At 46.1% G+C, this 24,748-nt stretch carries 21 protein-coding genes; 11 read left to right on the top strand and 10 right to left on the bottom strand.

All coding sequences use genetic code 11. The features are described 5' to 3' along the window. Positions 1–66: 66 nt before the first annotated feature. Genes Xkoz_RS03310 through sdhC form a run of 4 tightly spaced genes read right to left on the bottom strand, consistent with a single transcriptional unit; the run spans position 67 to position 3,318 of the window. Positions 67–783 (bottom strand): succinate dehydrogenase iron-sulfur subunit, encoded by a 717-nt coding sequence (locus Xkoz_RS03310; protein ID WP_099140746.1) that lies wholly within the window; start codon positions 781–783, stop codon positions 67–69. A 37-nt stretch (positions 784–820) separates the two neighbouring features. Next, positions 821–2,587 carry a succinate dehydrogenase flavoprotein subunit gene (gene sdhA, locus Xkoz_RS03315; protein ID WP_099140747.1) on the bottom strand — a complete coding sequence of 589 codons (1,767 nt, stop codon included), beginning with the start codon at positions 2,585–2,587 and terminating at the stop codon, positions 821–823. After that, positions 2,588–2,935, bottom strand: coding sequence for a succinate dehydrogenase membrane anchor subunit (gene sdhD, locus Xkoz_RS03320; protein WP_099140748.1), 348 nt, complete (start codon positions 2,933–2,935; stop codon positions 2,588–2,590). Further along, on the bottom strand, positions 2,929–3,318 hold the full coding sequence (gene sdhC / locus Xkoz_RS03325; protein WP_099140749.1) for a succinate dehydrogenase cytochrome b556 subunit: 390 nt from the start codon (positions 3,316–3,318) through the stop codon (positions 2,929–2,931). Before sdhC ends, sdhD begins: the two co-directional genes overlap by 7 nt. A 623-nt stretch (positions 3,319–3,941) precedes the next feature. Here sdhC and Xkoz_RS03330 point away from each other — a divergent pair. Further along, positions 3,942–5,225, top strand: a complete 1,284-nt coding sequence (locus Xkoz_RS03330) for a citrate synthase (RefSeq protein ID WP_099140750.1) — start codon at positions 3,942–3,944, stop codon at positions 5,223–5,225. 125 nt (positions 5,226–5,350) lie between these two features. Here Xkoz_RS03330 and Xkoz_RS03335 read toward each other — a convergent pair whose 3' ends face one another. Next, positions 5,351–6,136 (bottom strand): AraC family transcriptional regulator, encoded by a 786-nt coding sequence (locus Xkoz_RS03335; RefSeq protein WP_099140751.1) that lies wholly within the window; start codon positions 6,134–6,136, stop codon positions 5,351–5,353. A gap of 122 nt (positions 6,137–6,258) precedes the next feature. Between Xkoz_RS03335 and Xkoz_RS03340 the strand changes: the two genes are divergently transcribed. Beyond that, positions 6,259–7,401 (top strand): Bcr/CflA family efflux MFS transporter, encoded by a 1,143-nt coding sequence (locus tag Xkoz_RS03340; RefSeq protein ID WP_099140752.1) that lies wholly within the window; start codon positions 6,259–6,261, stop codon positions 7,399–7,401. Between the two features lie 43 nt (positions 7,402–7,444). Here the strand turns inward: Xkoz_RS03340 and Xkoz_RS03345 are convergent, their stop codons facing one another. Next, positions 7,445–8,188, bottom strand: coding sequence for a type 2 GTP cyclohydrolase I (locus Xkoz_RS03345; RefSeq protein WP_099140753.1), 744 nt, complete (start codon positions 8,186–8,188; stop codon positions 7,445–7,447). A 291-nt stretch (positions 8,189–8,479) separates the two neighbouring features. Continuing rightward, on the bottom strand, positions 8,480–8,689 hold the full coding sequence (locus tag Xkoz_RS03350; RefSeq protein ID WP_099140754.1) for a YbfA family protein: 210 nt from the start codon (positions 8,687–8,689) through the stop codon (positions 8,480–8,482). 347 nt (positions 8,690–9,036) lie between these two features. Here Xkoz_RS03350 and Xkoz_RS03355 point away from each other — a divergent pair, with 347 nt between their 5' ends. The 5 genes from Xkoz_RS03355 to kdpD are packed head-to-tail and all read left to right on the top strand — an operon-like array spanning position 9,037 to position 16,282. Next, complete coding sequence (locus Xkoz_RS03355; RefSeq protein ID WP_099140755.1) at positions 9,037–9,126, top strand: potassium-transporting ATPase subunit F; 90 nt, start codon at positions 9,037–9,039, stop codon at positions 9,124–9,126. Then, the gene (gene kdpA, locus Xkoz_RS03360) at positions 9,127–10,824 is read left to right on the top strand and encodes a potassium-transporting ATPase subunit KdpA (RefSeq protein WP_099140756.1); all 1,698 of its coding nucleotides are present in this window, start codon (positions 9,127–9,129) and stop codon (positions 10,822–10,824) included. 20 nt (positions 10,825–10,844) lie between these two features. Continuing rightward, positions 10,845–12,911 (top strand): potassium-transporting ATPase subunit KdpB, encoded by a 2,067-nt coding sequence (gene kdpB, locus Xkoz_RS03365; RefSeq protein WP_099140757.1) that lies wholly within the window; start codon positions 10,845–10,847, stop codon positions 12,909–12,911. A 55-nt stretch (positions 12,912–12,966) separates the two neighbouring features. Next, the gene (gene kdpC, locus Xkoz_RS03370) at positions 12,967–13,566 is read left to right on the top strand and encodes a potassium-transporting ATPase subunit KdpC (protein WP_099140758.1); all 600 of its coding nucleotides are present in this window, start codon (positions 12,967–12,969) and stop codon (positions 13,564–13,566) included. Continuing rightward, the gene (kdpD, locus tag Xkoz_RS03375) at positions 13,553–16,282 is read left to right on the top strand and encodes a two-component system sensor histidine kinase KdpD (RefSeq protein WP_099140759.1); all 2,730 of its coding nucleotides are present in this window, start codon (positions 13,553–13,555) and stop codon (positions 16,280–16,282) included. Before kdpC ends, kdpD begins: the two co-directional genes overlap by 14 nt. A gap of 147 nt (positions 16,283–16,429) precedes the next feature. On the opposite strand, the gene pulA is transcribed toward kdpD, so the two are convergent. After that, positions 16,430–19,222, bottom strand: coding sequence for a pullulanase-type alpha-1,6-glucosidase (gene pulA, locus Xkoz_RS03380; protein ID WP_244183376.1), 2,793 nt, complete (start codon positions 19,220–19,222; stop codon positions 16,430–16,432). A gap of 500 nt (positions 19,223–19,722) precedes the next feature. Here pulA and Xkoz_RS03385 point away from each other — a divergent pair, with 500 nt between their 5' ends. Beyond that, a complete protein-coding gene (locus Xkoz_RS03385) occupies positions 19,723–20,151 on the top strand; it encodes an EamA family transporter (RefSeq protein ID WP_099140761.1) in 429 nt (142 codons plus the stop codon). A 97-nt stretch (positions 20,152–20,248) separates the two neighbouring features. Here the strand turns inward: Xkoz_RS03385 and pgm are convergent, their stop codons facing one another. After that, on the bottom strand, positions 20,249–21,889 hold the full coding sequence (pgm, locus tag Xkoz_RS03390) for a phosphoglucomutase (alpha-D-glucose-1,6-bisphosphate-dependent) (RefSeq protein ID WP_099140762.1): 1,641 nt from the start codon (positions 21,887–21,889) through the stop codon (positions 20,249–20,251). A gap of 93 nt (positions 21,890–21,982) precedes the next feature. Then, on the bottom strand, positions 21,983–22,522 hold the full coding sequence (gene seqA / locus Xkoz_RS03395; RefSeq protein ID WP_099140763.1) for a replication initiation negative regulator SeqA: 540 nt from the start codon (positions 22,520–22,522) through the stop codon (positions 21,983–21,985). A gap of 259 nt (positions 22,523–22,781) precedes the next feature. Between seqA and ybfF the strand changes: the two genes are divergently transcribed. From ybfF to Xkoz_RS03410, 3 genes are all read left to right on the top strand, one after another. Then, positions 22,782–23,561, top strand: a complete 780-nt coding sequence (gene ybfF / locus Xkoz_RS03400) for an esterase (protein ID WP_099140764.1) — start codon at positions 22,782–22,784, stop codon at positions 23,559–23,561. A gap of 396 nt (positions 23,562–23,957) precedes the next feature. After that, positions 23,958–24,209 carry an AbrB/MazE/SpoVT family DNA-binding domain-containing protein gene (locus tag Xkoz_RS03405; RefSeq protein ID WP_099140765.1) on the top strand — a complete coding sequence of 84 codons (252 nt, stop codon included), beginning with the start codon at positions 23,958–23,960 and terminating at the stop codon, positions 24,207–24,209. Next, complete coding sequence (locus Xkoz_RS03410; RefSeq protein WP_099140766.1) at positions 24,203–24,556, top strand: type II toxin-antitoxin system ChpB family toxin; 354 nt, start codon at positions 24,203–24,205, stop codon at positions 24,554–24,556. Before Xkoz_RS03405 ends, Xkoz_RS03410 begins: the two co-directional genes overlap by 7 nt. The last annotated feature ends 192 nt before the right edge of the window (positions 24,557–24,748 follow it).

Consider the following 24,748-nt stretch of genomic DNA (forward strand, 5'->3'; position numbering starts at 1 on the left):
AGGGCGACATTATATGCATTATTTACACGCTAATTATGTGTTATTTATGCACAAGTTTTTATTTTACTATGCGCTATGTTTCAGCAACATAGATTTAATATGACCAATCGCTTTTGTTGGATTCAACCCCTTAGGACATACGTTGACGCAATTCATAATTCCATGACAACGGAAGACACTGAATGCATCATTCAAATTATCCAATCTTGAACTTGCTTCAGTATCACGGCTGTCAATCAGGAAACGATATGCCGCCAAGAGACCGGCTGGGCCGATAAATTTATCCGGATTCCACCAGAATGATGGACAAGATGTTGAACAACAGGCACATAAGATACATTCATACAGACCATCCAGCTTTTCACGCTGTTCTGGTAATTGCAGGTGCTCACGTGCGGGTGGATTTTTACCATCATTAATCAAATAAGGACGGATTTTCTCATATTGCGCGTAAAACTGCCCCATATCAACAACCAGATCACGAACGACTGGCAAACCCGGCAACGGACGAATAACAATCTTCTTATTGCCACGACGCAATGCAGAAACGGGTGTAACGCATGCCAGGCCATTTTTACCGTTCATATTCACGCCATCAGAGCCACAAACACCCTCACGGCAAGAGCGGCGGAATGCCAAGGTGGGATCTTGCTCTTTTAGTTGGATGAGCGCATCCAGCAACATCATGTCGCGCCCTTCCTGTGCTTCCAGCGTGTAGTCCTGCATACGAGGGATATCATCTACATCTGGATTATATCGATAAATTGAAAATTCAAGTTTCATAATCTATTTCTCCGCAACTGGAACATCAGCAACGCAATTAGTAAGAACGCACTTTCGGTGGGAAAGCTTCGCGCAGCGTTGGCTGCATATTCACTTCACGACGTGTCATACTCTCAGTTTGCGGTAAATACAGGCTATGACACAGCCAGTTAGCATCATCACGCTCTGGATAGTCAAAACGGCTATGGGCACCACGACTTTCTGTACGGAAATTCGCAGCAACCGCAGTTGAATAAGCCGTTTCCATCAGGTTATCCAATTCCAAGCATTCGATGCGCTGGGTATTGAATTCTGATGACGTATCATCCAGACGAGCATTTTGCAGACGTTCGCGGATAACTTTCAGTTCTTCCAGCCCTCTTGCCATCGCATCACCTTCGCGGAATACCGAGAAATTATGCTGCATGCAAGCCTGCAATGCTTTGCGGATTTCGACGGGATCTTCACCTGAACGGGTATTATCCCAACGGTTCAGACGTTGAAGAGCCGCATCGACATCAGATTCGCTGGCATCACGGCTAGTCCCTTGTTCCATTAGACACTCTTTCAAATGCAAGCCTGCGGAACGGCCAAATACCACCAAGTCAAGCAATGAGTTACCCCCCAGACGGTTTGCGCCATGAACAGACACACACGCAATTTCACCCACCGCAAACAGGCCAGGGATCACCACATCTTCGCCTTTTTCATTTAATGTCAGTGCCTGACCCGTGATCCTGGTTGGGATACCCCCCATCATATAGTGGCAGGTTGGGATAACCGGGATCGGCTCTTTCACCGGATCTACGTGGGCAAAAGTACGGGATAATTCAAGGATACCTGGCAAACGGGATTCCAATACCTCTTTACCTAAATGATCCAGTTTCAGTTTGACGTGAGGTCCCCACGGGCCTTCGCAACCACGGCCTTCACGGATTTCGATCATCATAGAACGTGCGACGACATCGCGGCCAGCCAGATCCTTAGCATTGGGGGCATAACGCTCCATGAAGCGTTCACCATCTTTATTCAGCAGGTAGCCACCTTCACCACGGCAACCTTCTGTGACCAGCACACCTGCGCCAGCAATACCTGTTGGGTGGAATTGCCACATTTCCATATCCTGGACAGGAACACCTGCACGCAACGCCATACCCACACCATCACCGGTATTGATATGGGCATTTGTTGTGGATTGGAAGATACGGCCAGCCCCCCCCGTTGCCAGGATAGTCGCCTTCGCTTTGAAATAAACCACTTCACCGGTTTCAATGCAGATAGCGGTACAACCCACAATTGCACCATCCTGATTCTTAACCAGATCCAACGAATACCACTCAGAGAAGATAGTGGTGTGGTTCTTTAAATTCTGTTGATACAGGGTATGTAATAAGGCGTGGCCTGTTCGGTCAGCAGCGGCGGCGGTACGAGCGGCTTGCTCACCACCAAAATTTCTAGATTGACCACCAAATGGACGTTGGTAAATACGGCCATCATCCAGGCGGGAGAATGGCAGCCCCATGTGCTCCAGTTCCAAAATGGCTTCCGGGCCGGTCTTACACATATATTCGATGGCATCCTGGTCACCAATATAATCGGAGCCTTTCACCGTATCATACATGTGCCATTCCCAGTTATCGTCATGGGTATTGCCTAAAGCAACCGTAATCCCACCCTGGGCGGAAACAGTGTGAGAACGAGTTGGGAATACCTTGGAAATTAAGGCACAAGATAAACCCATTTGTGAAATTTGCAGTGCAGCACGCATACCTGCGCCACCAGCACCAATAACAACAGCGTCAAACTCTCTTACTGGCAGTTTCATTTATGCACCCCACACAACGATTGTTCCGTAAATCAAATAAGTTAATAGCGCGACAATAATCACCAGTTGCAGAACCAGGCGCAGTACCAGCGGCTTGACATAATCTGTCAGCACCTGCCACATTCCAATCCATGCATGAACCAGAATGGACAGCAGAGTCAACACAGTGAATACTTTCGTGAGGGATGAAGAAAAGAAACCACGCCAGACTTCATAGGTAATATCCGACGTTGTTGCGACAAAACCAACGAGATAGAGGACGTACAACACAATAATGATGGCGGATGCGCGCAGTAGCAGCCAATCCTGAATCCCCGTACGACCCAATGCGGATGCGTTACTTACCATAATAAAACCCCAGCCAGAATAGACAGAATAACCGCGATTGCTATTGCTACTTTGGCAGATGCACTACCGGTAGCGAGATTTTCTTCCAGGAAACCAAAATCCATTAAGACATGGCGGATACCCCCACAGAGGTGGTAAGCCAGCGCCGTCAATATCCCCCACAGGATAAATTTGGCGAAGAAGCCAGTCATAATTTCAGATGCTTGCAGGAAGCCTTCTTGCGAAGACAGTGACATCCCCAATAACCACAGTAGAATGCCAACTGCGATAAAGGTAATGACGCCTGAGATACGGTGCAAGATCGACGCTATCGCGGAGACGGGTTGGTTAATCGTCCGCAGATCAAGGTTGACAGGTCTTTGTTTTTTCACAATTTTGCCCACAAAGCTTTTTTTTATTTTCCATCCTCCGGTCCTGTGCGGGAATCAGACAGCGCTAAGGGGATACAAAGACACAACATAATTAACTTAAACAATCCTTACTGTTCATCAAAAGTTGTGATTTGGTCACGCTGGGTGCTCCTACATCAGGGTAATCCGGAGACCTGGTGGAAGTATAAGTACTTCACATTGTTATTACAATTCCCACACAATATGATTATTAACATTTAGCTTGAACAGTGAGAAAGATCACGCTTCAAACATTTTTCATAAAATCCATAATGTTGTTTGACAAAGATTAAACATTTATCTTACATATATGTCGTTATATATTATTTGTCGTCATTTTATGATGCAAAACTAATCTTAACGAAAATTAAAAGTTATGCAAAAGTATCCTATAAGCACAAAATGATAACATTTTATGTCAATAATACTTTAAACATAACTTCCAAAAACTTTTTAACAACCTGAAACCCATTGTCATCCGTAATGAAATTTCAGCGTTAAATGTGATACCAGCCTGATTTTAAATTCTCTCCGGTAGCACAATGCCTTCGGCACAGTATAAATTGCGCCTATCTGGTTGTTATGGGTTATAAAAAATAAGCGCTAAGGAGATATAAATGGCTGATAAAAAGGCTACGTTGAACGTAAATGGTTCAGCTGCTATCGAACTAGACGTACTAACGCCGACCCTAGGTTCTGAAGTGATTGACGTTCGTACCCTCGGCTCAAAAGGCTTCTATACCTATGATCCTGGCTTTACTTCCACTGCCTCTTGTGAGTCGAAAATCACCTATATTGATGGCGATGAAGGCATTTTGCTACACCGTGGTTTTCCCATCGATCAGCTTGCAACGGAATCGACCTATCTGGAAGTCTGTTACATTCTGCTATACGGCGAACCGCCAACGCCCGAAGAGTACGAAAAATTTAAAACCACGGTGACTCGCCATACCATGATCCACGAACAGATCACGCGTCTGTTCCACGGTTTCCGCCGTGATTCCCATCCAATGGCTGTACTTTGCGGTGTTACTGGCGCCCTGGCCGCCTTCTATCATGATGCCCTGGATATCCATAACCCTCGCCACCGTGAAATCACCGCTTACCGTCTGCTGTCCAAAATGCCAACTGTTGCAGCAATGTGTTACAAATATTCTCTTGGACAGCCTTTTGTTTATCCACGCAATGACCTCTCTTATGCTGCTAACTTCCTGCACATGATGTTCTCAACACCGTGTGAGGAATATAAGGTTAATCCAGTATTAGAACGTGCCATGGATCGCATTTTCATTTTGCATGCGGATCATGAACAAAATGCGTCAACCTCAACGGTACGTACTGCTGGCTCTTCTGGTGCCAACCCATTTGCCTGTATCGCTGCGGGTATTGCATCCCTGTGGGGACCGGCACATGGTGGCGCCAATGAAGCCTGTCTGCGAATGCTGGAAGAGATCCAAACTGTCGACCACATTCCTGAATTCATCGCTCGCGCCAAAGACAAAAATGACTCTTTCCGCCTGATGGGCTTTGGTCACCGTGTTTATAAAAACTACGACCCTCGCGCGACGGTGATGCGTGAAACCTGCCATGAAGTCCTGAATGAGCTTGGCCTGAATGACAGCCTGCTGGAAGTGGCAATGGAATTAGAGCGCATTGCCTTAAACGATCCCTACTTCATTGAAAAGAAACTGTATCCAAACGTCGATTTCTATTCAGGCATTATCCTGAAAGCCATGGGTATCCCATCGACCATGTTCACGGTGATTTTCGCCATCGCCCGTACGATTGGCTGGATTGCACACTGGACTGAAATGCATGATGAAGGCTTGAGAATCGCACGTCCACGTCAGCTTTATACGGGTCACACGCAACGCGATTTCACGAGCCAGTTAAAAAAATAATTAATTAGCTTACTAACGCTATTCATAGGGTATTTTTACACCTCTGATGTCAGTTTTCATTCTGATATTAGGGGTGCATTTTTATGGAAAAATATTAATCTCCATCTTGCTACCGAATCATGATTTCAGCGCCTTGAACCCACCATATACTCCCTTGGCGGCTTCCCCATCATCTTCCTGAAAAAGGTGACAAACGCACTATCATTGGCAAAACCCAGTTCCTGTGCAATATAGGACAAGGTCTTATTCTGCGCCAATAGCTCTACCGCCTTTACCAATCGCCACTGCTGCCGCCATTGTTGATAATTCATTCCAGTTTCACGCTGAAATATCCGGGTAATGGTTTTCTCACTCGCGCCAATATAAGTCGCTAATCTGTGCAATGATGGCGGTAATTGTTCAAGGGATAACTGCGTTAAACGCCGATCAAAAGGCAGGGGCAACAAGGTGGGCTCTCTGCGCGCCTCACGAAGCTCATCAAAAAATACCGCCAGCAAATTTGCCCCTTTTCCCTGAAACCAATCAGCGTTAAAAGGAGATATCGCGATACGCGCCAAAACAGCCTGTAATAATGGTGTGGCTTCCAATACTTCACTTTGTGTTGAAAGTAACGCTTTTTCCGTGGCATTCAAAGAGTCAGTGTCCAAATAAATGGAGCGATAGCCTACAGAGCCACACATTTCTGCCCGATGCCGAGTTTTGGGCGGTATCCATGCCACTCTGGTTGGCGGCAAAATAGAGAGCTGATTTGCCAGTGTGATCTTGATACAGCCCCGCTGGGTAAACAGCAATTGCCCCATATCATGTTGATGAAAACCAGAATCGTGCTGTCCCATTTCTGCGGCGATCCCGATTACCGGCATATTCAACCTATCGGGATTAAAATGGTCACTTTGTTGCAGCCACGCCATGTTCATTCCTTCTGACTGAATGTCCGATTAGATAAATAAATAGTCTTTATTATCATAAATAGACAGCAACCAGAATGCTAATCTTTCGAGCTATAGCCCACTTACTCAGCAAAAGAAAAATCATGCAAACTAAGCTATCACTTTGGCTCGCCATCGCCTTGATGATGTTCCCGCAGATCGTAGAAACCCTCTATAGCCCTGCATTAACCAGTATCGCCGATGGATTTTCCGTCAGCCCAAAGCAAGCCGCCCAAACACTGTCACTCTACTTCTTTGCTTTTGCCCTCGGTGTTGTCGTATGGGGACGTCTGTGTGATGTCATTGGCAGACGCCCAACCATTATTGCCGGCCTAATGCTTTATGCTCTCGCTTCTCTGCTGGCATTATTGACCCAACAATTTTGGCTCTTACTCGTTGCCAGAATGCTATCGGCTTTCGGGGCAGCCGTTGGCTCTGTCGGTACACAAACCATTATGCGCGATACTTACCGCGGTGAAGAATTGGCGCATGTTTTTTCCATTATGGGAATAGCCTTAGCCATCAGCCCTGCCATCGGTATGCTTAGCGGCTCAATATTGAACTACCTGGCTGGCTATAGAGCGGTCTTCGCTGGGTTAACCACTCTGGCGGTTATCCTGACTTGCTGGTCTATTGTTCGATTACCAGAAACCCGGCCCATTAACGTGACGAAAGTGACTGTATTTAGTACGGCAATCATGTTGTTTAAAGATATTTCAATTTGGCGAAATGCGTTTTTGATCGCATTTTTCAATATTTGTTTGTTTAGCTACTACCAATTAGCCCCTTTTATTTTCAAACAACTTGGATTACCACAGGAACTCTTTGGCTATACTGGCCTGTTATTGGCTTTAGGGGTTGGGTTAGGTTCGCGATTAAACCAATACTTATTAAAGCAACAATGGGGATCAACCCAATTAGTTTCCCTCGCTGCATTAATAAGTTTATTAAGCGGTGTCGGGGTATACCTGCTCGAAAATAACGGGTTCTTTATTTTGCCAATGTTGGGGATCGTTATCGCTTATGGGTTAGCAATCCCAAATATTTTAGCTTCTGCATTAGCTAACTATTCGGATAGGCTGGGCACTGCCGGCGCTTTACTGGGGATGTTTTACTATTTATTGCTGGGACTGGGTTTAGCACTATCAGGCTGGAGTCAGGCTTTGGGCAGTGTATTGATATGTTGTGGGATCGCTACGGTTGTTTTATCTCTTTTGCATACAGACCAAAAGAAAAAAAGCCCCTAACTTTCAAAATGGAAATAAAATCCAGGGGCTATTAACTAAAACATCAAGCCGGATTAGGAATATCAATAAAAGTCACATTTAACCCATAATTATTCACCAACCACTCACCGAGCGCTTTAATACCATAACGCTCGGTTGCATGGTGTCCTGCCGCAAAAAAATGCAGCCCCATTTCACGGGCAACATGGATCGTTTTTTCTGATACTTCCCCGGTCACGAAGGCATCAACACCAAACTCAGCCGCCTGTTCGATGAAACTTTGACCACCACCGGTACACCATGCCAGTGTGCGGATTTCTTCTGGTGCATTGTCACCACAATGCAGTACTTTTCTCTCCAGGCTTTTTTCAAGACGTTCAGTCAATTCTGCGGGTGTAATAGGTTGGTCAAAAGCGCCGTGAGGGAGAAGAGCATCGATCTCGCCTATCATCTTTACACCCATCTGGCGCGCCAATTGGACATTGTTCCCCAAGGCAGGATGAGCATCCAGCGGCAAGTGATAGCCGTACAGGTTGATATCATTACAAAGGAGTGTTTGTAAACGGCGACGTTTCATGCCACGGATAACGGGAGATTCATTTTTCCAAAAATACCCATGATGAACGATGACAGCATCCGCTTCAAGGCGAACAGCTTCATCTAACAATGCCTGACAAGCTGTTACGCCTGTGATCACCCGCTGAACATGGGAACGGCCTTCCACCTGTAATCCATTGGGAGCGTAGTCTTGAAATTCACGGATCTTCAATTCCGTATTGAGCACATGCTCCAATTCAACATTGTTCATCACATTCCCCTTGTCGCTTAGCTTTTTCTTCACCATAAAATACATACCTGCCATGAATTAAGTCAAAGTAGATTGATATAAATCCAATATATACCAATCTAACTTCAATATGCGTGTGATTTCTCCCCGCGAAGCGGGGAGAAATCAGGTTTCATATAGTATTGTAAATTGCAACTTGAAGTTTAATGCGTATAAAGCAAAACACCCTGCCAGCATAAACCGGCAAGGTGCCAAAATATATATTCAAGATGTGATTCAAAATGCCTGATTAGGCTTCGTCATAATGTCATTTTAGCGATTTCGAGTACCCGAAGCCATTTCTGAACTTTCCAGCCATACAGGTTTATCACTGGTTTTTAACCATACTTTATGTAGATAGCTGTAAAAACGGGCACGATCACGACGAAACAGCATAACAGGAAACGCAATGACACCGAGTGTAATAGCGCCGATACGCCGCAAGAGAACCTGATGCCAAGAGTAGTCACGATATAGAGACATTGATACCCCCTCATGGGCTTAACCTGTAAGATGCGTAAAATTTTATCTTATAAAGTGAAAACTTACTACTCATCCGACCACTTTTTTAGTGGCATAAATCACCTTTTTTCTTTGGTTGCGTAATTTAATTACAAAATTATACTTAAACAGAAACAAAACAAACAAATTGAAAACAAAAAATTAACCCAACGGAATTTGCTACACTTCCCTTATGATACTTTGTCGATGAATTCCGCGGATTATTGGTACTTTTTACGCTTTCAGGAACTTTTTTAATCATTTCTTTGTATGGTCATTCCTATGCTGTAACTACCTATTTCTTAAAGAAATAAGCAAGGAGATACACCATGAATATATTCCTCATTCTTGGCATTTTTCTGGTGGCACTACTATTGAGTTATCTCATTTATGCGTTATTGAATGCGGAGGATTTCTAAATGGTGGTATCCGCTTTTTTACTGATTGCCAGTTTCCTGCTCGCACTGTTTCTATTAGGAAAACCGCTCGGTAATCTGATCGCCAGACTGGTCGAAGGGGAGTTACCTCGCTGGATAACAAAAACCGAAACCATCCTATGGCGTGGTTGTGGCCTACAACGGCCGGGCAGCGATGTCAAAGAAATGAACTGGTGGCAGTATGCTCTCGCTATCCTCATATTTAATATAGCAGGGTTATTGTTGCTGTTTACACTGCTCATCAGCCAAGGCCATCTGCCACTGAATCCACAACAGTTTGCCGGTATGAGATGGGATTTGGCACTTAATACTGCGATCAGTTTTGTCACGAATACCAATTGGCAAGCCTACAGCGGAGAAAATACCCTCAGTTACCTGAGCCAAATGGCCGGATTGACGGTGCAGAATTTTTTGTCTGCGGCAACGGGAATTGCTGTGGCTTTTGCCTTAATCCGGGCGTTTTCCCGTCAAGGCACCCAAACCGTGGGAAATGCCTGGATCGATATCACACGCATCACGCTATATTTGTTGCTGCCACTCGCGCTCATTATTGCCTTATTCTTTGTTAGCCAAGGTGTTATTCAAAATTTTTCCCCTTATGTCCTTATCCATCCCCTTGAAGGACAACAACAATGGCTTCCTATGGGACCAGCCGCTTCTCAGGAGGCGATAAAACTGTTGGGAACCAATGGGGGCGGTTTTTTTGGGGCAAACTCAGCCCATCCATTTGAAAACCCGACTGCACTCAGTAACTTCGTCCAAGTCCTGGCTATTTTCCTGATCCCCTGTGCATTATGTTTCGCATTCGGTCTGGTTGTTGGCGACAATCGCCAAGGATATGCCCTTCTCTGGGTCATGGGCATTGTTTTCATTGTTGCCACCAGCGTTGTCATGTATGCCGAAACCGCAGGCAATCCCCACCTTATCCATCCTAATATCAGTCACCACTTTAATATGGAGGGGAAAGAATCCCGCTTTGGTATCCTGGCCTCTTCTCTCTATAGCGTTGTCACGACGGCCGCTTCCTGTGGGGCCGTAAATGCAATGCATGACTCCTTTACCGCACTGGGCGGCATGATACCGCTCTGGTTAATGCAGATTGGTGAAGTCATCTTCGGTGGAGCCGGCTCCGGTCTTTATGGCATATTGCTGTTTGTTCTGCTTACCGTATTTATTGCAGGATTAATGATTGGCCGGGCACCAGAATACTTAGGCAAAAAAATTGATGTTTATGACATGAAAATGGTCGCACTAGCGATTTTGGTCACGCCTTCGCTTGTTTTATTAAGCACCGCCCTGGCGATTTCAACGGATACAGGCCGCAGCGCGATTACCAATCCCGGCGCTCACGGCTTCACCGAAGTACTTTATGCGTTCTCATCCACGGCCAACAACAACGGAAGTGCCTTTGCCGGACTCAACGCCAACAATGTCTTTTATAACCTGTTACTGGGAGTGATCATGTTTCTTGGGCGCTTTGGTATCATTTTGCCTGTTCTGGCTATCGCAGGTTCTATGGTGAACAAAAAACGCCAGCCGATTAGCAGTGGCACCTTACCCACCCACGGTTCTCTCTTCATTGGGCTATTAATTCTGGTGATTTTACTGATTGGCGCTCTTACGTTTATTCCAGCCCTGGCTCTTGGCCCTATCGCAGAACACCTACAACTTTGGCCGTGAGAATGAGAGTGAGGTAACGCATGAAAAACAAACAACAGGCATTATTTGAACCCACGTTAATTCGCCATGCTCTTATCGATTCGTTAAAAAAATGCCATCCGGCTCAACAGTGGCGCAATCCGGTCATGTTCGTTGTCTATGTCGGAAGCTGCCTGACCAGCGCCCTGTGGATTGGTATATTAGTGGGACAATTAACAGGTAGCGCGCTATTTACCGGTGCCATTGCTCTCTGGTTATGGTTTACCGTACTGTTTGCCAATTTTGCAGAAGCACTGGCTGAAGGACGTAGCAAAGCCCAAGCCTCCAGTCTGAAAGGCGTAAAAAGAACCAGTTGGGCGACCAAACTGGCATCGCCCAACCGTGAAGCTACAAAAGAAAAAGTCACTTCTGACACTTTACGCAAAGGCGATATTGTACTGGTGGAAGCCGGTGAAATTATTCCTTGTGATGGTGAAGTCCTTGAAGGCGGGGCATCCGTTGATGAAAGCGCGATTACCGGGGAATCAGCACCCGTTATCCGCGAATCCGGCGGCGATTTTGCCTCTGTCACTGGAAGTACGCGCGTTTTATCCGATTGGCTAATCGTCGAATGTACCGTCAATCCGGGAGAAACCTTCTTAGACAGAATGATTTCAATGGTTGAAGGGGCTAAGCGACGTAAAACCCCCAATGAAATCGCCCTCACCATTTTGCTCACTGCGCTGACCATTATTTTCCTGCTGGTCTGTGTCAGCCTGCTGCCTTTTTCCTTGTTCAGTGTTCAGGCTAATCAATCTGGCGCCCCGATTACACTTACCGTCTTGATTGCCTTATTGGTTTGCTTAATCCCCACCACCATTGGTGGATTACTGTCAGCCATTGGTGTTGCCGGAATGAGCCGGATGCTGGGAGCCAATGTCATTGCCACCAGCGGGCGTGCCATTGAAGCCGCTGGAGATGTGGATGTCTTACTACTCGATAAAACCGGCACTATCACGTTAGGAAATCGTCAGGCATCCCAATTTTTACCCGCATCCGGCGTCACAGAGCGGCAGTTGGCTGATGCCGCCCAACTCTCTTCACTTGCCGATGAGACGCCAGAAGGGCGCAGTATCGTGATCCTGGCAAAACAACGCTTCAATATGCGCGAACGTGACCTACGGGAATTAAAAGCGACCTTTGTCCCCTTCTCCGCCATGACACGCATGAGCGGCGTCAATATTGGTCATCGCATGATCCGCAAAGGTGCAGTTGACGCTATCCGTCGCCATATCGAAGCTAACCATAGTCATTTCCCTGATGTGATTGATCAATTGGTACAGCAAGTTGCGCACAAAGGGGAAACGCCGTTAGTTGTTGCTGAAAATCAGCGGGTTTTGGGCGTCGTCGCCTTAAAAGATATTGTGAAAGGTGGGATTAAAGAGCGCTTTAGTGAAATGCGCAAAATGGGGATTAAGACGGTCATGATCACCGGCGATAACCATCTCACTGCCGCGGCGATTGCCGCCGAAGCCGGGGTTGATGATTTTTTGGCAGAAGCGACCCCCGAAGCGAAACTTGCCCTGATTCGCCAATATCAGTCCGAAGGGCGCCTGGTTGCCATGACGGGCGATGGCACCAATGATGCGCCAGCACTGGCACAAGCAGATGTGGCCGTTGCCATGAATTCAGGGACACAAGCGGCAAAAGAGGCGGGCAATATGGTCGATTTGGATTCCAATCCCACCAAATTGATCGAAGTTGTCCATATCGGCAAGCAAATGCTAATGACCCGCGGGGCTTTAACCACATTCAGTATTGCCAATGATATTGCTAAATATTTTGCCATCATTCCCGCCGCTTTTTCGGTCACGTATCCCCAATTGAATGCACTAAACATCATGCACCTGCATTCTCCAGAATCGGCGGTACTGTCTGCGGTTATCTTCAATGCAATAATTATCATCTTTTTACTGCCATTGGCTCTCACAGGCGTTAATTACCGCCCAATGAATGCATTGGCACTTTTGCGCCGGAATCTATGGATATATGGCCTTGGTGGTCTGCTTGTGCCTTTTGTTGGTATCAAACTGATCGACATATTGCTCACTGCCTTAATGTTTAACTAACGATCTTTTAACGACAGCGTATTTAAAAATCGGGCTTCAAATAAGGTGATGAAAAATGATTTGGTTACGCTCTTCTATTGTTCTGCTGGCATTTCTCAGCCTAATCACGGGGATTGCTTACCCATTACTGGTAACGGGAATATCACAGTTTTTATTTCCCTATCAAGCGACAGGCTCGCTAATCGCGCGAAATGGCAAACTGGTTGGCTCTGAATTAATTGGTCAAAATTTTACCCAGGCCATCTATTTTCATGGCCGACCTTCTATGACGGCCGAAAAACCTTACAACACTTTGTCATCAGGGGGCAGCAATCTCGCTATGACTAACCCTGCCCTGAGCAGCAAAATACACCAAAACATTATCCGGGTGCGTTTATTTAACCATCCCGGCAACCATCCGATCCCCATTGATTTAATCATGGCATCCGGTAGCGGGCTCGATCCCCATATCTCCCCGGAAGCGGCTGAATTTCAGGCACAACGTGTGGCGATAGCCCGTCATATACCACTGGAAGTGACCCATAATCTTATTCAGCAACACCTTCAATATCCCCTGCTGGGATATCTGGGGCAGCCTATTGTCAATGTACTGGAGCTGAATCTGGCATTGGATAACCTGGACCCAAAAGGCAGATTACGATATGGAGCAAAATGAACCACAGCGCCCCGATCCTGATGAATTGCTGACACTGGCAAACGAAAAACCACGCGGTAAACTAAAAATATTTTTCGGTGCTTGCGCGGGTGTCGGCAAAACTTATGCCATGCTACAAGAAGCTCAACGGCTGCTGGCACAAGGGTTAGATGTCATTGTCGGTGTTGTTGAAACCCATGATCGACAAGAAACTGCTGCGTTACTCAAAGGCTTACCTCAATTACCCGCAAAATCTTTCCGCCATAATGAACGCAGGATAGCCGCCTTTGACATTGATGCTGCTCTTGCCCGCCATCCGGCCATTATTTTGATGGATGAACTGGCATTCAGTAACCCTAAAGGCTGCCGTCACCCGAAGCGTTGGCAAGATGTCGAAGAATTACTGGAAGCGGGTATTGATGTGCTGACGACTGTCAATGTGCAGCATTTGGAAAGTTTGAATGATGTTGTCGGCGGTATTACCGGCATTCGCGTTCGGGAAACCGTTCCTGACCATATCTTTGATCAGGCCGATGATGTTGTTCTGGTCGATCTTCCGCCTGATGACCTGCGTCAACGGCTCAATGATGGCAAGGTTTATATTTCAGGTCAGGCTGAACGCGCCATTGAACATTTTTTCCGCAAAGGAAACCTGATTGCCCTGCGTGAATTGGCTCTACGTCGCACGGCAGATCGCGTAGATGAACAAATGCGCGCTTTTCGTGATACTCAAGGGGGCGAACCGGTATGGCATACGCAAGAGAATTTACTGCTGTGTATTGGCTATAATGCCGGCAATGAAAAGCTGATTCGGAAGGCCGCTCGCCTGGCAGCAAAACTCAATTGCATCTGGCATGCTGTTTACGTTGAAACCCCCAAACTACACCGATTACCGGAAAGCAAGCGTCGTACTATTTTACAAGCCTTGAAGCTGGCGCAAGATCTGGGCGCTGAAACCGCAATACTCTCCGATCCCCACGAAGAAAAAGCCATCTTGCGCTACGCCAGAGAACATAATCTGGGTAAGATCCTTATTGGCCGCTATTACAACCCATACGTAAATTTGTTTGGCTTTAAATGGTATCGTGACTTTTCAGAGCGACTGGGAAAACTCGGCCCTGATCTGGATTTGATTATTGTCGCGTTGGAAGATAAAAAACACGGAGACAAAGAGTCAAAAGATAGCCGAACATTCAACGATAAATGGCGAGTCCCGATCCAGGGGTTTTTGATGGCTATTGCACTCTGTGTCCTCATTACCCTCTTTTCCCGCACTTTCTTGCTGACCCTTGATAAAGCCAACTTAGTCGCGCTCTACCTGCTTGGTGTGGTCATCATCGCCCTGTTTTATGGCCGTTGGCCATCTGTCTTTGCTGCATTTGTCAATGTCATTAGTTTTGATCTTTTCTTTGTCCAACCACACTGGTCATTGGAAGTCAAAAACATGCAATATCTGCTCACACTGATTGTCATGCTGATTGTCGGGGCAGTGGTTGGAAACCTCACCGCAGGTATTCGCTATCAAGCCAAAGTAGCCCGTTATCGCGAACAACGAACTCGGCACCTATATGAAATCACGCGTACGCTGAGCAAGGCCCTAAACGAAGAAGACGTAGCGCGCATCAGCTATCACTTTCTCGCCAATAGCTTTCAAGCCAATAGCTTTCAGGCAAAAACAGGCCTGCTGCTGCCAGATAGCGACCATAATTTATATCAAGTGAAGACCCATAATGGTGGTCAGATGCAGATTGATGAGGCGATCGCCAAATGGTGTTTTGAGAAAAAACAACCGGCGGGCGCGGGTACAGATACATTACCGGGAGTCCCTTATCAACTATTGCCGATTGCTACCCCCTCACAAGTTTTTGCCGTGCTGGCTATTGAACCCCCTAACCAGCGCCAATTACTGGTACCGGAACAACAACGGTTATTACAAACCTTCACCGGACTCATCGCCAACGCGCTGGAACGCTTATACCTTGCCCGCAGTGCAGAATCCGCCAAGCTGGAAACTGAACGAGAACAACTGCGTAATTCATTACTGGCCGCCCTATCTCACAATTTACTGACTCCGTTAACCGTACTATTCGGGCAGGCTGAAATACTGATGCTGGATTTATCCGCAGAAAATTCCCCTCATACCCAACAAGTTAACCAGATCCGCCAGCAAATTCTCAGTACATCGCGACTGGTCAATAATCTACTCGATATGTCACGGCTACAATCAGGTGGCATTCAGCTTAACTTTGAATGGTATTCACTGGCCGAAATTGTCGGCAATGCCTTGCGCGCGCTGGAACATACCCTCAATCGCTATACGGTAGAGCTTGCTTTACCCGATGATTTATTGTTGCATTGTGATGCCACTTTGCTGGAACGTGTTTTTATCAACCTGCTGGAAAATGCGATTAAATACACCAGCGAACAGACGCCCTTAGGCATACGAGCCACAATCAAGAAAAAATCTGATCAAAAACAGGTGCATATTGAAATTTGGGATGCCGGAACCGGAATTCCAAAAGGGCAAGAAAAATTTATTTTTGATAAATTTTCACGCGCCAGTAAAGAAACGTCCATCGTCGGTGTCGGGTTAGGCTTGGCAATCTGCCGCTCCATTATTGAAATCCACGGCGGAAAGATATGGGCGGCTAACAATAAAAAAGGTGGGGCCAGTTTTCATTTTCTTTTACCGTTAGAAGATCCCGCAAAAATTGAAAATATCCCCAGGGAAATCTAAATAAAAAGTCAATATCGTAGAACACGCCCTGACACCTCGCGGCGCGAGGCGTCAGGGAACTTCATAACTATCCGTGTCTCACGATAATGAAAAGGTATTTAGGATTAAACACCGTATGTTGCCCACCAAACACCTTGGTTGATTTTGCTATTTCCTGCGAACAGGCAAGCCTGTTCCACGAAGGCCTTCCTGCGGTAAAACCAATACGGCTGCTGACCAGGCAGGCAGGGTTACCTCACCCTTTTCTGTTATTTGTATTCCCGCAGCCAAAGACGCTTCGCCGAGTTCACGTTGGATATCATTTAATTTCAATCCTTTGACGTTAAGATCGTCGAAAGTCATAGGCCAAGGCGCAGCGTTAATCACGACAACCAGGCCATCAAACCGCGGGTCACGATCACCCGAAGTCATATTGCCATCGTCAATCGTCATGACCAATAGACCAATGTGTTGATGAGGGCCAACATTGACAAAATTGACACGCTGTTTGACCGCCTGACCATCGCCAAGCGCCATCAATGGTGAAAATTGACGTAAGCGTAATAGTTCCTGATAAAACGCAACCATCCGTAATAATTCGTTTTGGCCTGGCTTTTCTACCTGATTTTTCACCCGATTAATCAGTGGATAATTTTGTCCATCGTTATCACGTTCAGGCAATCCCACATCATAATTATTGTCTTGGTAATCATAGCTAACGCGATTAAACCAATCGCCAGCATCATAAGAATCACGGGTAAATGATTTTGAACGCAATAACTCTGAACCCTGTTGATCGAAAGCCAAGCCTTGCCCAAGGAATACCGTCGCAAGAGAGATCGCCTGCATACGCACCCTCGTCATCAAATCCGCCTCTTGGGCAGCTTTATAGCTAATAATGTCCCACAATGTCTGGTTATCGTGCTTGGATACATAATTAAGTACCTCAGTGGGATCTGACGCATAACCCGCAGCCGTGCCCTTATAATCAATTTCCTGGCCTGTTTTCACTTCCCCATCTTTATCAATCATGACGAAATCAGCCAAATTGCCCGCCATGCCAAGACGTACCAGATCCCATAAGTGACGAACTTCATCTGCCTCTAAGCCAGACATTTCATTCGGCAATACCCCAGCCCCATTACCCGCCCCCTGATGGCTGCGAATACGGTCAGCAACATCAAAAGGCCCGCCACCACGTACTGAATCCCGCAGCCTGTCAGAGAACGTCCCAATGCCAGTTCCTTTCAGATTGGCTTGTGATGCCGTTTCGAATCGATCATCTTGCCCAGAATTCCAGCCCTCGCCCAAAAAGTAGATCGACGGATTAATGGCCCGTACTTTTTCCAGTGCCGATATCATTTGCGCTTTGGGGTGATAGCCCATTAAATCGAAGCGAAACGCATCTATTTTATAGTCCTTAACCCAGGTCACCAGCGAGTCTTCAATCAGTTTGGCAAACATACGACGTTCAGGCGCGGTATCAGCACAACAGGTATGACTTTCAACTGTGCCGGTTATTTCATCCAAACGGTGGTAATACCAAGGCACAATCTTATCCAACACCGATGTCCGTGACGTCGGGCCGGCCGCATCGGTATGGTTATAGACAACATCCATGATCACATTCATGCCCAGTTGCTGTTTGATCGCCTGTATCATAGCGCGAAACTCTTTTATACGACCGGAGCCTTCTGAATCCGTCGCATAAGAGCCTTCCGGGACGGAATAGTGAAACGGATCATAACCCCAGTTATAGGAATCCGTTTTTGCCACCAGCGCATTTAATTCTTGCACTTGCGGATTATTGATATTGTCATCACGCTGCAATTGTTGCAAAACCTCCCGCACGGTCAATGAACGCTGGCAATAAGTCGCAAAACGGCTCTTTTTCACCGCTGGATTGACCTGACACAGGCGGCTAAAAGGGTGATCCAGATCCGCGACCTGATGGCTAAATTCATTAATGGAAGCGATATCGAACACAGGCAATAGCTCCATATGCGTCATTCCCGCCCGACTCAACGCCTTAAGATGCCTGGACATCTTGCTGTTCTTGTCAGTCAGTGCCAGATATTTACCACGCCAGGCTACGGGTATCGTGCTATCGGCAACAGAAAGATCGCGGATATGTGCTTCATAGATGGTCATGCGGGCAATATCCGTTGGGGTATTTTGTGGGTGTGGCGCTAGCAGCTTATCCCAATTATGTGGTTTCAGTGAGGTATCATCCAGGTTAACGACCTGGCTGTATGCCGAATTAGCCGACAGGCTATAAGAGTAGGGATCAGTCACTTCATAACGTTCAACATTGCGGGAATAAGGATGGTAGACTTTTAAGGCGTAGCGATAGTAAGCGCCAATCAATGGCTTGTCGCCTTGCCATGACCAGGCACCGCTTGCGGCATCACGCTGCATGGTATGATTGGCAACAACCTGCTTATCTTGGTTATAAATAACCAAACCAACTTTTTGGGCAGTCGGTGCCCACAAGCGGAAAATCACACCTTTGTCGTTTATCCGGGCGCCATATTCCAACTTATCCGCAGCATCGGCAAAACGCGCATCCAACACCCCCGCCGTCTGTACTTGAGACGCCGATATTAACAAACCTTGCTCATTCGCCGCTAACGCCACCAAATCGCCGCTCAGAAGAAGGTCAATATCTGCCTCCTCTGGCAGACAAAATGCCGCCCATTTTGCCAGATGAGGGAACTTGCTTGCCGTCTCCTGACTTAAATTCGTCGGTGTTAAGGTCAGATAGTTATCGGTAAAATAACCTTGGTGATTGGCTTCTACTTTATTATTGTGATTGTAATATAGGCGAACGATCGGTTTACCTGCCCCCTCTGGCCATAATAACGTTTGTCTATCCACCCAATGAGCAGAGGCCTGAGAAATTGTTGACTCAACATGAGAGGCATCACGATAGATTTGTTCACGACCTGATATTTGTGCCATCAGTTTCTCCTGAGATTTGGATGAATGATCTTTATTCTGTATGCAACTGTTTCGCACGCAACTGGTGAGTAATAGGATAAATAGGCTGCTGAATACAATAAGATAAACCTTTCTCCAAAAGTCAAATTTCATCGTCAAAGCCTTTTTAATAGAAAGATCACGTCAACCATTTTATTTTTAATAAAATGAAAATAATGATTAGACACGGTATTAGGTAGCTTCACCTCCTCCTTTCTTAATAAAGATAAGGAGGAGAATCAAGGATGAGTTAATTAAATCAAAAACCCTTTAAATGTTTATAAGACCCTTCCTCCTCGCGGCGCGAGGAGGAAGGGCGTGTCCTACAGTATTGCGTTTTTATTTAAATGTTGCGGTGAATTGAAAAATAAAGAATAGGGAAATTTTTCCTATTTTAATGGCATTCTATATATTCAGAACAACAAATTTAGCCTATGATTCATTCCCCGGATATGACACGGAAAACACAGGATTAATTGAATATGAGTACCTGGCTGATTTATGCCTTACTCTCCGCGCTAACGGCAGCGCTGGTCGCTATCTTTGGAAAAATTGGCTTGCAAAATTTAGATGCCAATACGGCCACTGCCATTCGCGCAGTTATTATGGCACTGTTTCTGGTTGGTATTGTCGTTGTGCAGGGAAAATTAAACCTTATCAGTGAAATTCTCGCCAATCGTAAGGCGCTGCTATTTATCCTATTAAGCGGGATTGCCGGTGCACTCTCTTGGTTATTCTATTTTCTGGCGATCAAGCATGGAAAGGTTTCCCAGGTGGCCCCTATCGATAAATTGAGCGTGGTATTTGCAGTCGTTCTGGCGGTTATCCTATTTGGTGAAAAAATTTCCCTGATAACTTCCGCTGGCATCATACTGATTACCCTAGGCGCCTTGATGGTCGCCCTGGGATAAGCAATCCTCGCCAAAATTATCCTCATCACCGAGCGATAAAAGCAAAGAAGCCGCAGCAACCGCTACGGCTTGTATTTTTTCCAGCCAGAAAAACTTATCAACCTGCGCCAAATACCTGATTGACGATCTCCTGTGCCTCTTGTTCAATTTTTTCACGATGCTCGGCACCGAGGAAACTTTCACAATAGATTTTATAGGCCTCTTCCGTACCGGAAGGACGGGCAGCAAACCAACCGTTGTCACTCATCACTTTCAAGCCACCAATGGAAGCACCATTACCCGATGCGGTTGTCAAACGAGCGGTAATTGGATCACCTGCCAATCTATCGGCCTTAACCATTTCCGGTGACAATTTGGATAACAATGCCTTCTGCTGATGTGTTGCCGGAGCCTGGATACGGCTATAGCTTGGCGTACCAAATTTAGCCGCCAATTTGTCGTAACGCTGTTGCGGGTTCTCACCGGTCACTGCGGTCATTTCAGCGGCCAGCAAGCAAAGAATAATGCCATCTTTATCGGTTGACCACGGGGTGCCATCAAACCGCAAGAAGGATGCCCCGGCACTTTCTTCCCCACCAAAACCCAGCTCGCCTTTATACAATCCATCCACAAACCATTTAAAACCGACAGGCACTTCCACTAATTCACGCCCCAGATCGGCGACAACCCGATCAATCATGGCGCTGGATACCAGTGTCTTACCCACTGCGATATTTTTCGACCATTGTGGGCGGTGGCGGAATAGGTAATCGACAGCCGTTGCCAAATAATGGTTAGGATTCATCAAACCAGCCGGTGTAATAATCCCATGACGGTCATAATCAGGATCATTGGCAAAGGCCAAATCAAATTTATCCCGCAGCTCCAGCAAACCCGCCATTGCCCAACGCGATGAGCAATCCATGCGGATCACACCATCATGATCCAGTGTCATAAAACGGAATGTCTGATCGACCTTATCATTAACCAGTGTCAGATCGAGATCGTAATATTCCCCAATCCGCTGCCAATAGGCAATCCCTGAACCACCCAGCGGATCAATACCAATCTTTAAACCTGCCTGCTGGATTGCCGCCATATCGACAACTTCCCCCAGCGCAGTGACATAAGGATCGATCAAATCCTGAGGATGCAGATACCCGCTTTTTAATGCCTGTTCATACGGCAGTCGCTTGATCCCATTGAGACCTGCCGCCAGTAATTCATTTGCACGCCGTTCAATGATTGCCGTCAAATCGGTATCGGCTGGCCCGCCATTAGGTGGATTATATTTAATGCCACCGTCTTCTGGCGGGTTATGGGATGGCGTGATCACAATACCATCGGCCAGGTTTTTGCCCAGACGGTTGTGACATAAGATGGCATGGGAGATAACAGGGGTCGGCGTAAAGCCATTATTTTCCTGCACAATCACTTCCACGCCATTCGCCGTTAACACCTCCAATACGGAGATAAATGCCGCTTCTGAAAGCGCATGGGTATCTTTACCCACATAACAGGGTCCGGTGATGCCATGTTGCGAACGAACTTCCACAATCGCCTGAGAAATAGCCAGGATATGCGCTTCATTAAAACTATTGCGTCCAGCACTGCCACGATGGCCGGAAGTACCAAATTTGACCTTGTGCGCTGGATTTTCAGAATGTGGTTGTAAGGTGTAATACTGTGAAGTGAGCTGGGCAACATTAATTAAATCATGTTGCTGGGCGAGCTGCCCTGCTCTTGGATGAATTGCCACTTTATTATTTCTCCTGGGAGTCCGCACTGGCCTATCACCAGTGCAGTACTAATAAATTAAGCGATTAAATGAGTCGTAGGGCAACTGGCTGAATTAAATCGTGCCACACACTTTTTCAATCAAATTTGCCGGAAACTTCATGTCCTGCATAATATGTTCAATCATGCTGCGTTTACGGTCAGTATTCGTATTGGTGATCACCCAAAAAGGCGTACCGGAAATATGGCGGGGCTTAGTGTGCTTGCCGCTAGCCAATAAGGTGTGTTCATCTCCGGCGAAATAGGTACGGGTACGGCCGTGCATCGTTTCCGTTGCCTTGGAAAAATTCTCGCTGCTCAGGCTATACAATGTCGACAAGATCAGCATAAAACGTTCGACAGATTTTTTCTTTTCAGCGTACTCATCAGAAAGTAACAATTCACGAATAATGCGGACAGCATCACGAGAGCGGGCAACTGGGGTTGGGGCTTTAACAACAGGTGCAGGGTCGTTGGCAGGCTCTGTAATTTGTACTGGCTGCCCGGCGTCCAACTTCAATATACGCCGTAAAATATCAGATGCACTTTCACCGATATGCAGAGTTTGGCTTGCAATAAAGCGGTAAAGTTCTTCATCAACTTCTATCGTTTTCATTTCTATCCAGTACTGTTCTTAATGAAAAAATTATCTTGGGATTATAAGATATAATGCCACAAAACAAAACAATTAAACTTTCAATAACTTAAAGTGATTTCTTTTAAAATTGAAAATCGTTAGAAAAGTGACTTTCCTTTAAAATAAATCAATTAGTTACAACTATTTCATCCCATTGAGTTTGTCACCGCGCACGTGTCATGATATTAATCATCTCAATATTAAACGTTGTATAAATGGTATTAAATTCAGGCAAATCATGAAGTCGAATCGTCAATTAAATTATCATCTCCACACCCCGGAAAATCCGCAATCTTCAACGCCTATCGTCCTGATCCATGGACTTTTTGGGGATTTAAACAATCTGGGCGTATTGGGGCGTGATTTACAGCAACATTATCCGGTCATTCAAATCGATGTACGTAATCATGGTATTTCACCACGTATGGAAAACATGGATTACCACGATATGGCACAAGATGTTCTGGCTCTCCTGGATGAGCTAACGGTGTCCAAAGCAACTATTATTGGGCATTCAATGGGGGGAAAAATCGCCATGACCATGACGGCCATAGCGCCAGAGCGGATAGATAAAATCGTGGTGATTGATATGGCTCCCGTCGCTTATCCGGTTCGCCGCCATGACAGCATTTTTGCAGCACTGAATAAAGTGATAGCGGCCGGTGTACAAACCCGACAAGCAGCAACAGAGATTATGCAGCAGGATATTCGCGAAGAGGGTGTTATTCCGTTTTTATTGAAATCATTTCGCCAGGGGGAATGGAAATTTAACCTGCCTGTTTTGCAAAAAGAGTATGAAAAGATTATCGGTTGGGAAACGATCCCTGCCTGGCACAAACCTGCCCTGTTTATCCGTGGTGGAAATTCAGATTACGTTACTGAAAAATATCGAGATGATATTATCAGCCAATTCCCACAAGCGACAGCTTGGGTTGTCGCAGGTTGTGGGCACTGGGTTCATGCAGAAAAGCCCGAAGCTGTACTCAGGGCAATTCATCGCTTTTTAGGCACCAAATAATGACAATATCAACCCATCGAATATGGGTTGATAAATAATTAGCTGATATAAAAATAATGGCATCTCATTTATTGCCGGCACATTAATATATCCAACTTGAATTAAAATTATTAATTAACTCTATTTTTTTGCCTATATACCAATCTAACTTCAAGTTGCCGTTTGCAAACCAACGAGAGTGTTTATATCTCCCCGCTGCGCGGGGAGATATAATACGCATTAAACTTCAAGTTGCAATTTACAACACTATATGAAACCTGATTTCTCCCCGCGAAGCGGGGAGAAATCACACGCATCTTGAAGTTAGATTGGTATAGATGAAACTAAATCCAATTATTGCTGGATAATTGCCCAACCCAAGGTTAGACTTAGTTTAAACTTTGGGAGGAATACAATATGCGAATAACGATTAAAAAATGGGGTAATTCGGCTGGAGTGATCCTTCCGGCCACACTGCTTGCACAACTAAAGCTCAATATCGGGCAAGATATAGAAGCCACGGTTAGCAACGATCAGATTGTACTAAAAAAGGTCAGGAAAAAATATCGGTTGGATGACCTCATCGCAAAATGTGATCCAACCGCTTCGCCTGAAGGATCGTCAGATATCTGGCCTGAAGATCCCCCTGTAGGGCATGAAGTATGGTAAGAAGACCAATATTCCAGAAAGGTGATATTGTCTCTGTGACATTCAATCCTGTCGTGGGGAGAGAGCAACAAGGCGTGAACAGACCCGCCCTTGTACTTTCTACTCGAACATTCAACCAACTGGGTATGGTGATGGTAGCGCCCATTACCCAAGGGGGAAATTTTGCCAGAAGCGCCGGATTCACAGTCACTCTATCTGGCACAGGCACAATAACACAAGGTGTTGTTTTGATTAATCAGATACGAATGCTGGATCTGACCAGTAGACACGCTGAATTTATCGAACGGGTTCCCGAAGACATCACAGAAGAAGCATTGGCTATCTTGCAAGCAATCATAGATGGATAAGGTAAATTCGTAACCGTCCGGTGATCTCACCTTGTTCCGTCCATTCAGCTCATGCACGCTACGGCTTCTGATTTTTCATTTGGAGAGCCCATCATGCGCCGTAACCGATACACCCCCGAACAAAAACAGCGCCATGTGACCCAATGGCGGCACAGTGATCTGACCCGAAAACAGTATTGTGAACAGCATCAG

It is taken from the genome of Xenorhabdus kozodoii (assembly GCF_002632875.1).
Lineage (GTDB): Bacteria > Pseudomonadota > Gammaproteobacteria > Enterobacterales > Enterobacteriaceae > Xenorhabdus > Xenorhabdus kozodoii.

Excerpts from the sequence above, each read along its gene's own strand:
- Xkoz_RS03310 (WP_099140746.1), bottom strand. The coding sequence starts at position 783 with ATGAAACTTGAATTTTCAATTTATCGATATAATCCAGATGTAGATGAT.
- sdhA (WP_099140747.1), bottom strand. The coding sequence starts at position 2,587 with ATGAAACTGCCAGTAAGAGAGTTTGACGCTGTTGTTATTGGTGCTGGT.
- sdhD (WP_099140748.1), bottom strand. The coding sequence starts at position 2,935 with ATGGTAAGTAACGCATCCGCATTGGGTCGTACGGGGATTCAGGATTGG.
- Xkoz_RS03330 (WP_099140750.1), top strand. The coding sequence starts at position 3,942 with ATGGCTGATAAAAAGGCTACGTTGAACGTAAATGGTTCAGCTGCTATC.
- Xkoz_RS03335 (WP_099140751.1), bottom strand. The coding sequence starts at position 6,136 with ATGGCGTGGCTGCAACAAAGTGACCATTTTAATCCCGATAGGTTGAAT.
- Xkoz_RS03340 (WP_099140752.1), top strand. The coding sequence starts at position 6,259 with ATGCAAACTAAGCTATCACTTTGGCTCGCCATCGCCTTGATGATGTTC.
- Xkoz_RS03345 (WP_099140753.1), bottom strand. The coding sequence starts at position 8,188 with ATGAACAATGTTGAATTGGAGCATGTGCTCAATACGGAATTGAAGATC.
- Xkoz_RS03350 (WP_099140754.1), bottom strand. The coding sequence starts at position 8,689 with ATGTCTCTATATCGTGACTACTCTTGGCATCAGGTTCTCTTGCGGCGT.
- Xkoz_RS03355 (WP_099140755.1), top strand. The coding sequence starts at position 9,037 with ATGAATATATTCCTCATTCTTGGCATTTTTCTGGTGGCACTACTATTG.
- kdpA (WP_099140756.1), top strand. The coding sequence starts at position 9,127 with ATGGTGGTATCCGCTTTTTTACTGATTGCCAGTTTCCTGCTCGCACTG.
- kdpB (WP_099140757.1), top strand. The coding sequence starts at position 10,845 with ATGAAAAACAAACAACAGGCATTATTTGAACCCACGTTAATTCGCCAT.
- kdpC (WP_099140758.1), top strand. The coding sequence starts at position 12,967 with ATGATTTGGTTACGCTCTTCTATTGTTCTGCTGGCATTTCTCAGCCTA.
- kdpD (WP_099140759.1), top strand. The coding sequence starts at position 13,553 with ATGGAGCAAAATGAACCACAGCGCCCCGATCCTGATGAATTGCTGACA.
- pulA (WP_244183376.1), bottom strand. The coding sequence starts at position 19,222 with ATGGCACAAATATCAGGTCGTGAACAAATCTATCGTGATGCCTCTCAT.
- Xkoz_RS03385 (WP_099140761.1), top strand. The coding sequence starts at position 19,723 with ATGAGTACCTGGCTGATTTATGCCTTACTCTCCGCGCTAACGGCAGCG.
- seqA (WP_099140763.1), bottom strand. The coding sequence starts at position 22,522 with ATGAAAACGATAGAAGTTGATGAAGAACTTTACCGCTTTATTGCAAGC.
- ybfF (WP_099140764.1), top strand. The coding sequence starts at position 22,782 with ATGAAGTCGAATCGTCAATTAAATTATCATCTCCACACCCCGGAAAAT.
- Xkoz_RS03405 (WP_099140765.1), top strand. The coding sequence starts at position 23,958 with ATGCGAATAACGATTAAAAAATGGGGTAATTCGGCTGGAGTGATCCTT.
- Xkoz_RS03410 (WP_099140766.1), top strand. The coding sequence starts at position 24,203 with ATGGTAAGAAGACCAATATTCCAGAAAGGTGATATTGTCTCTGTGACA.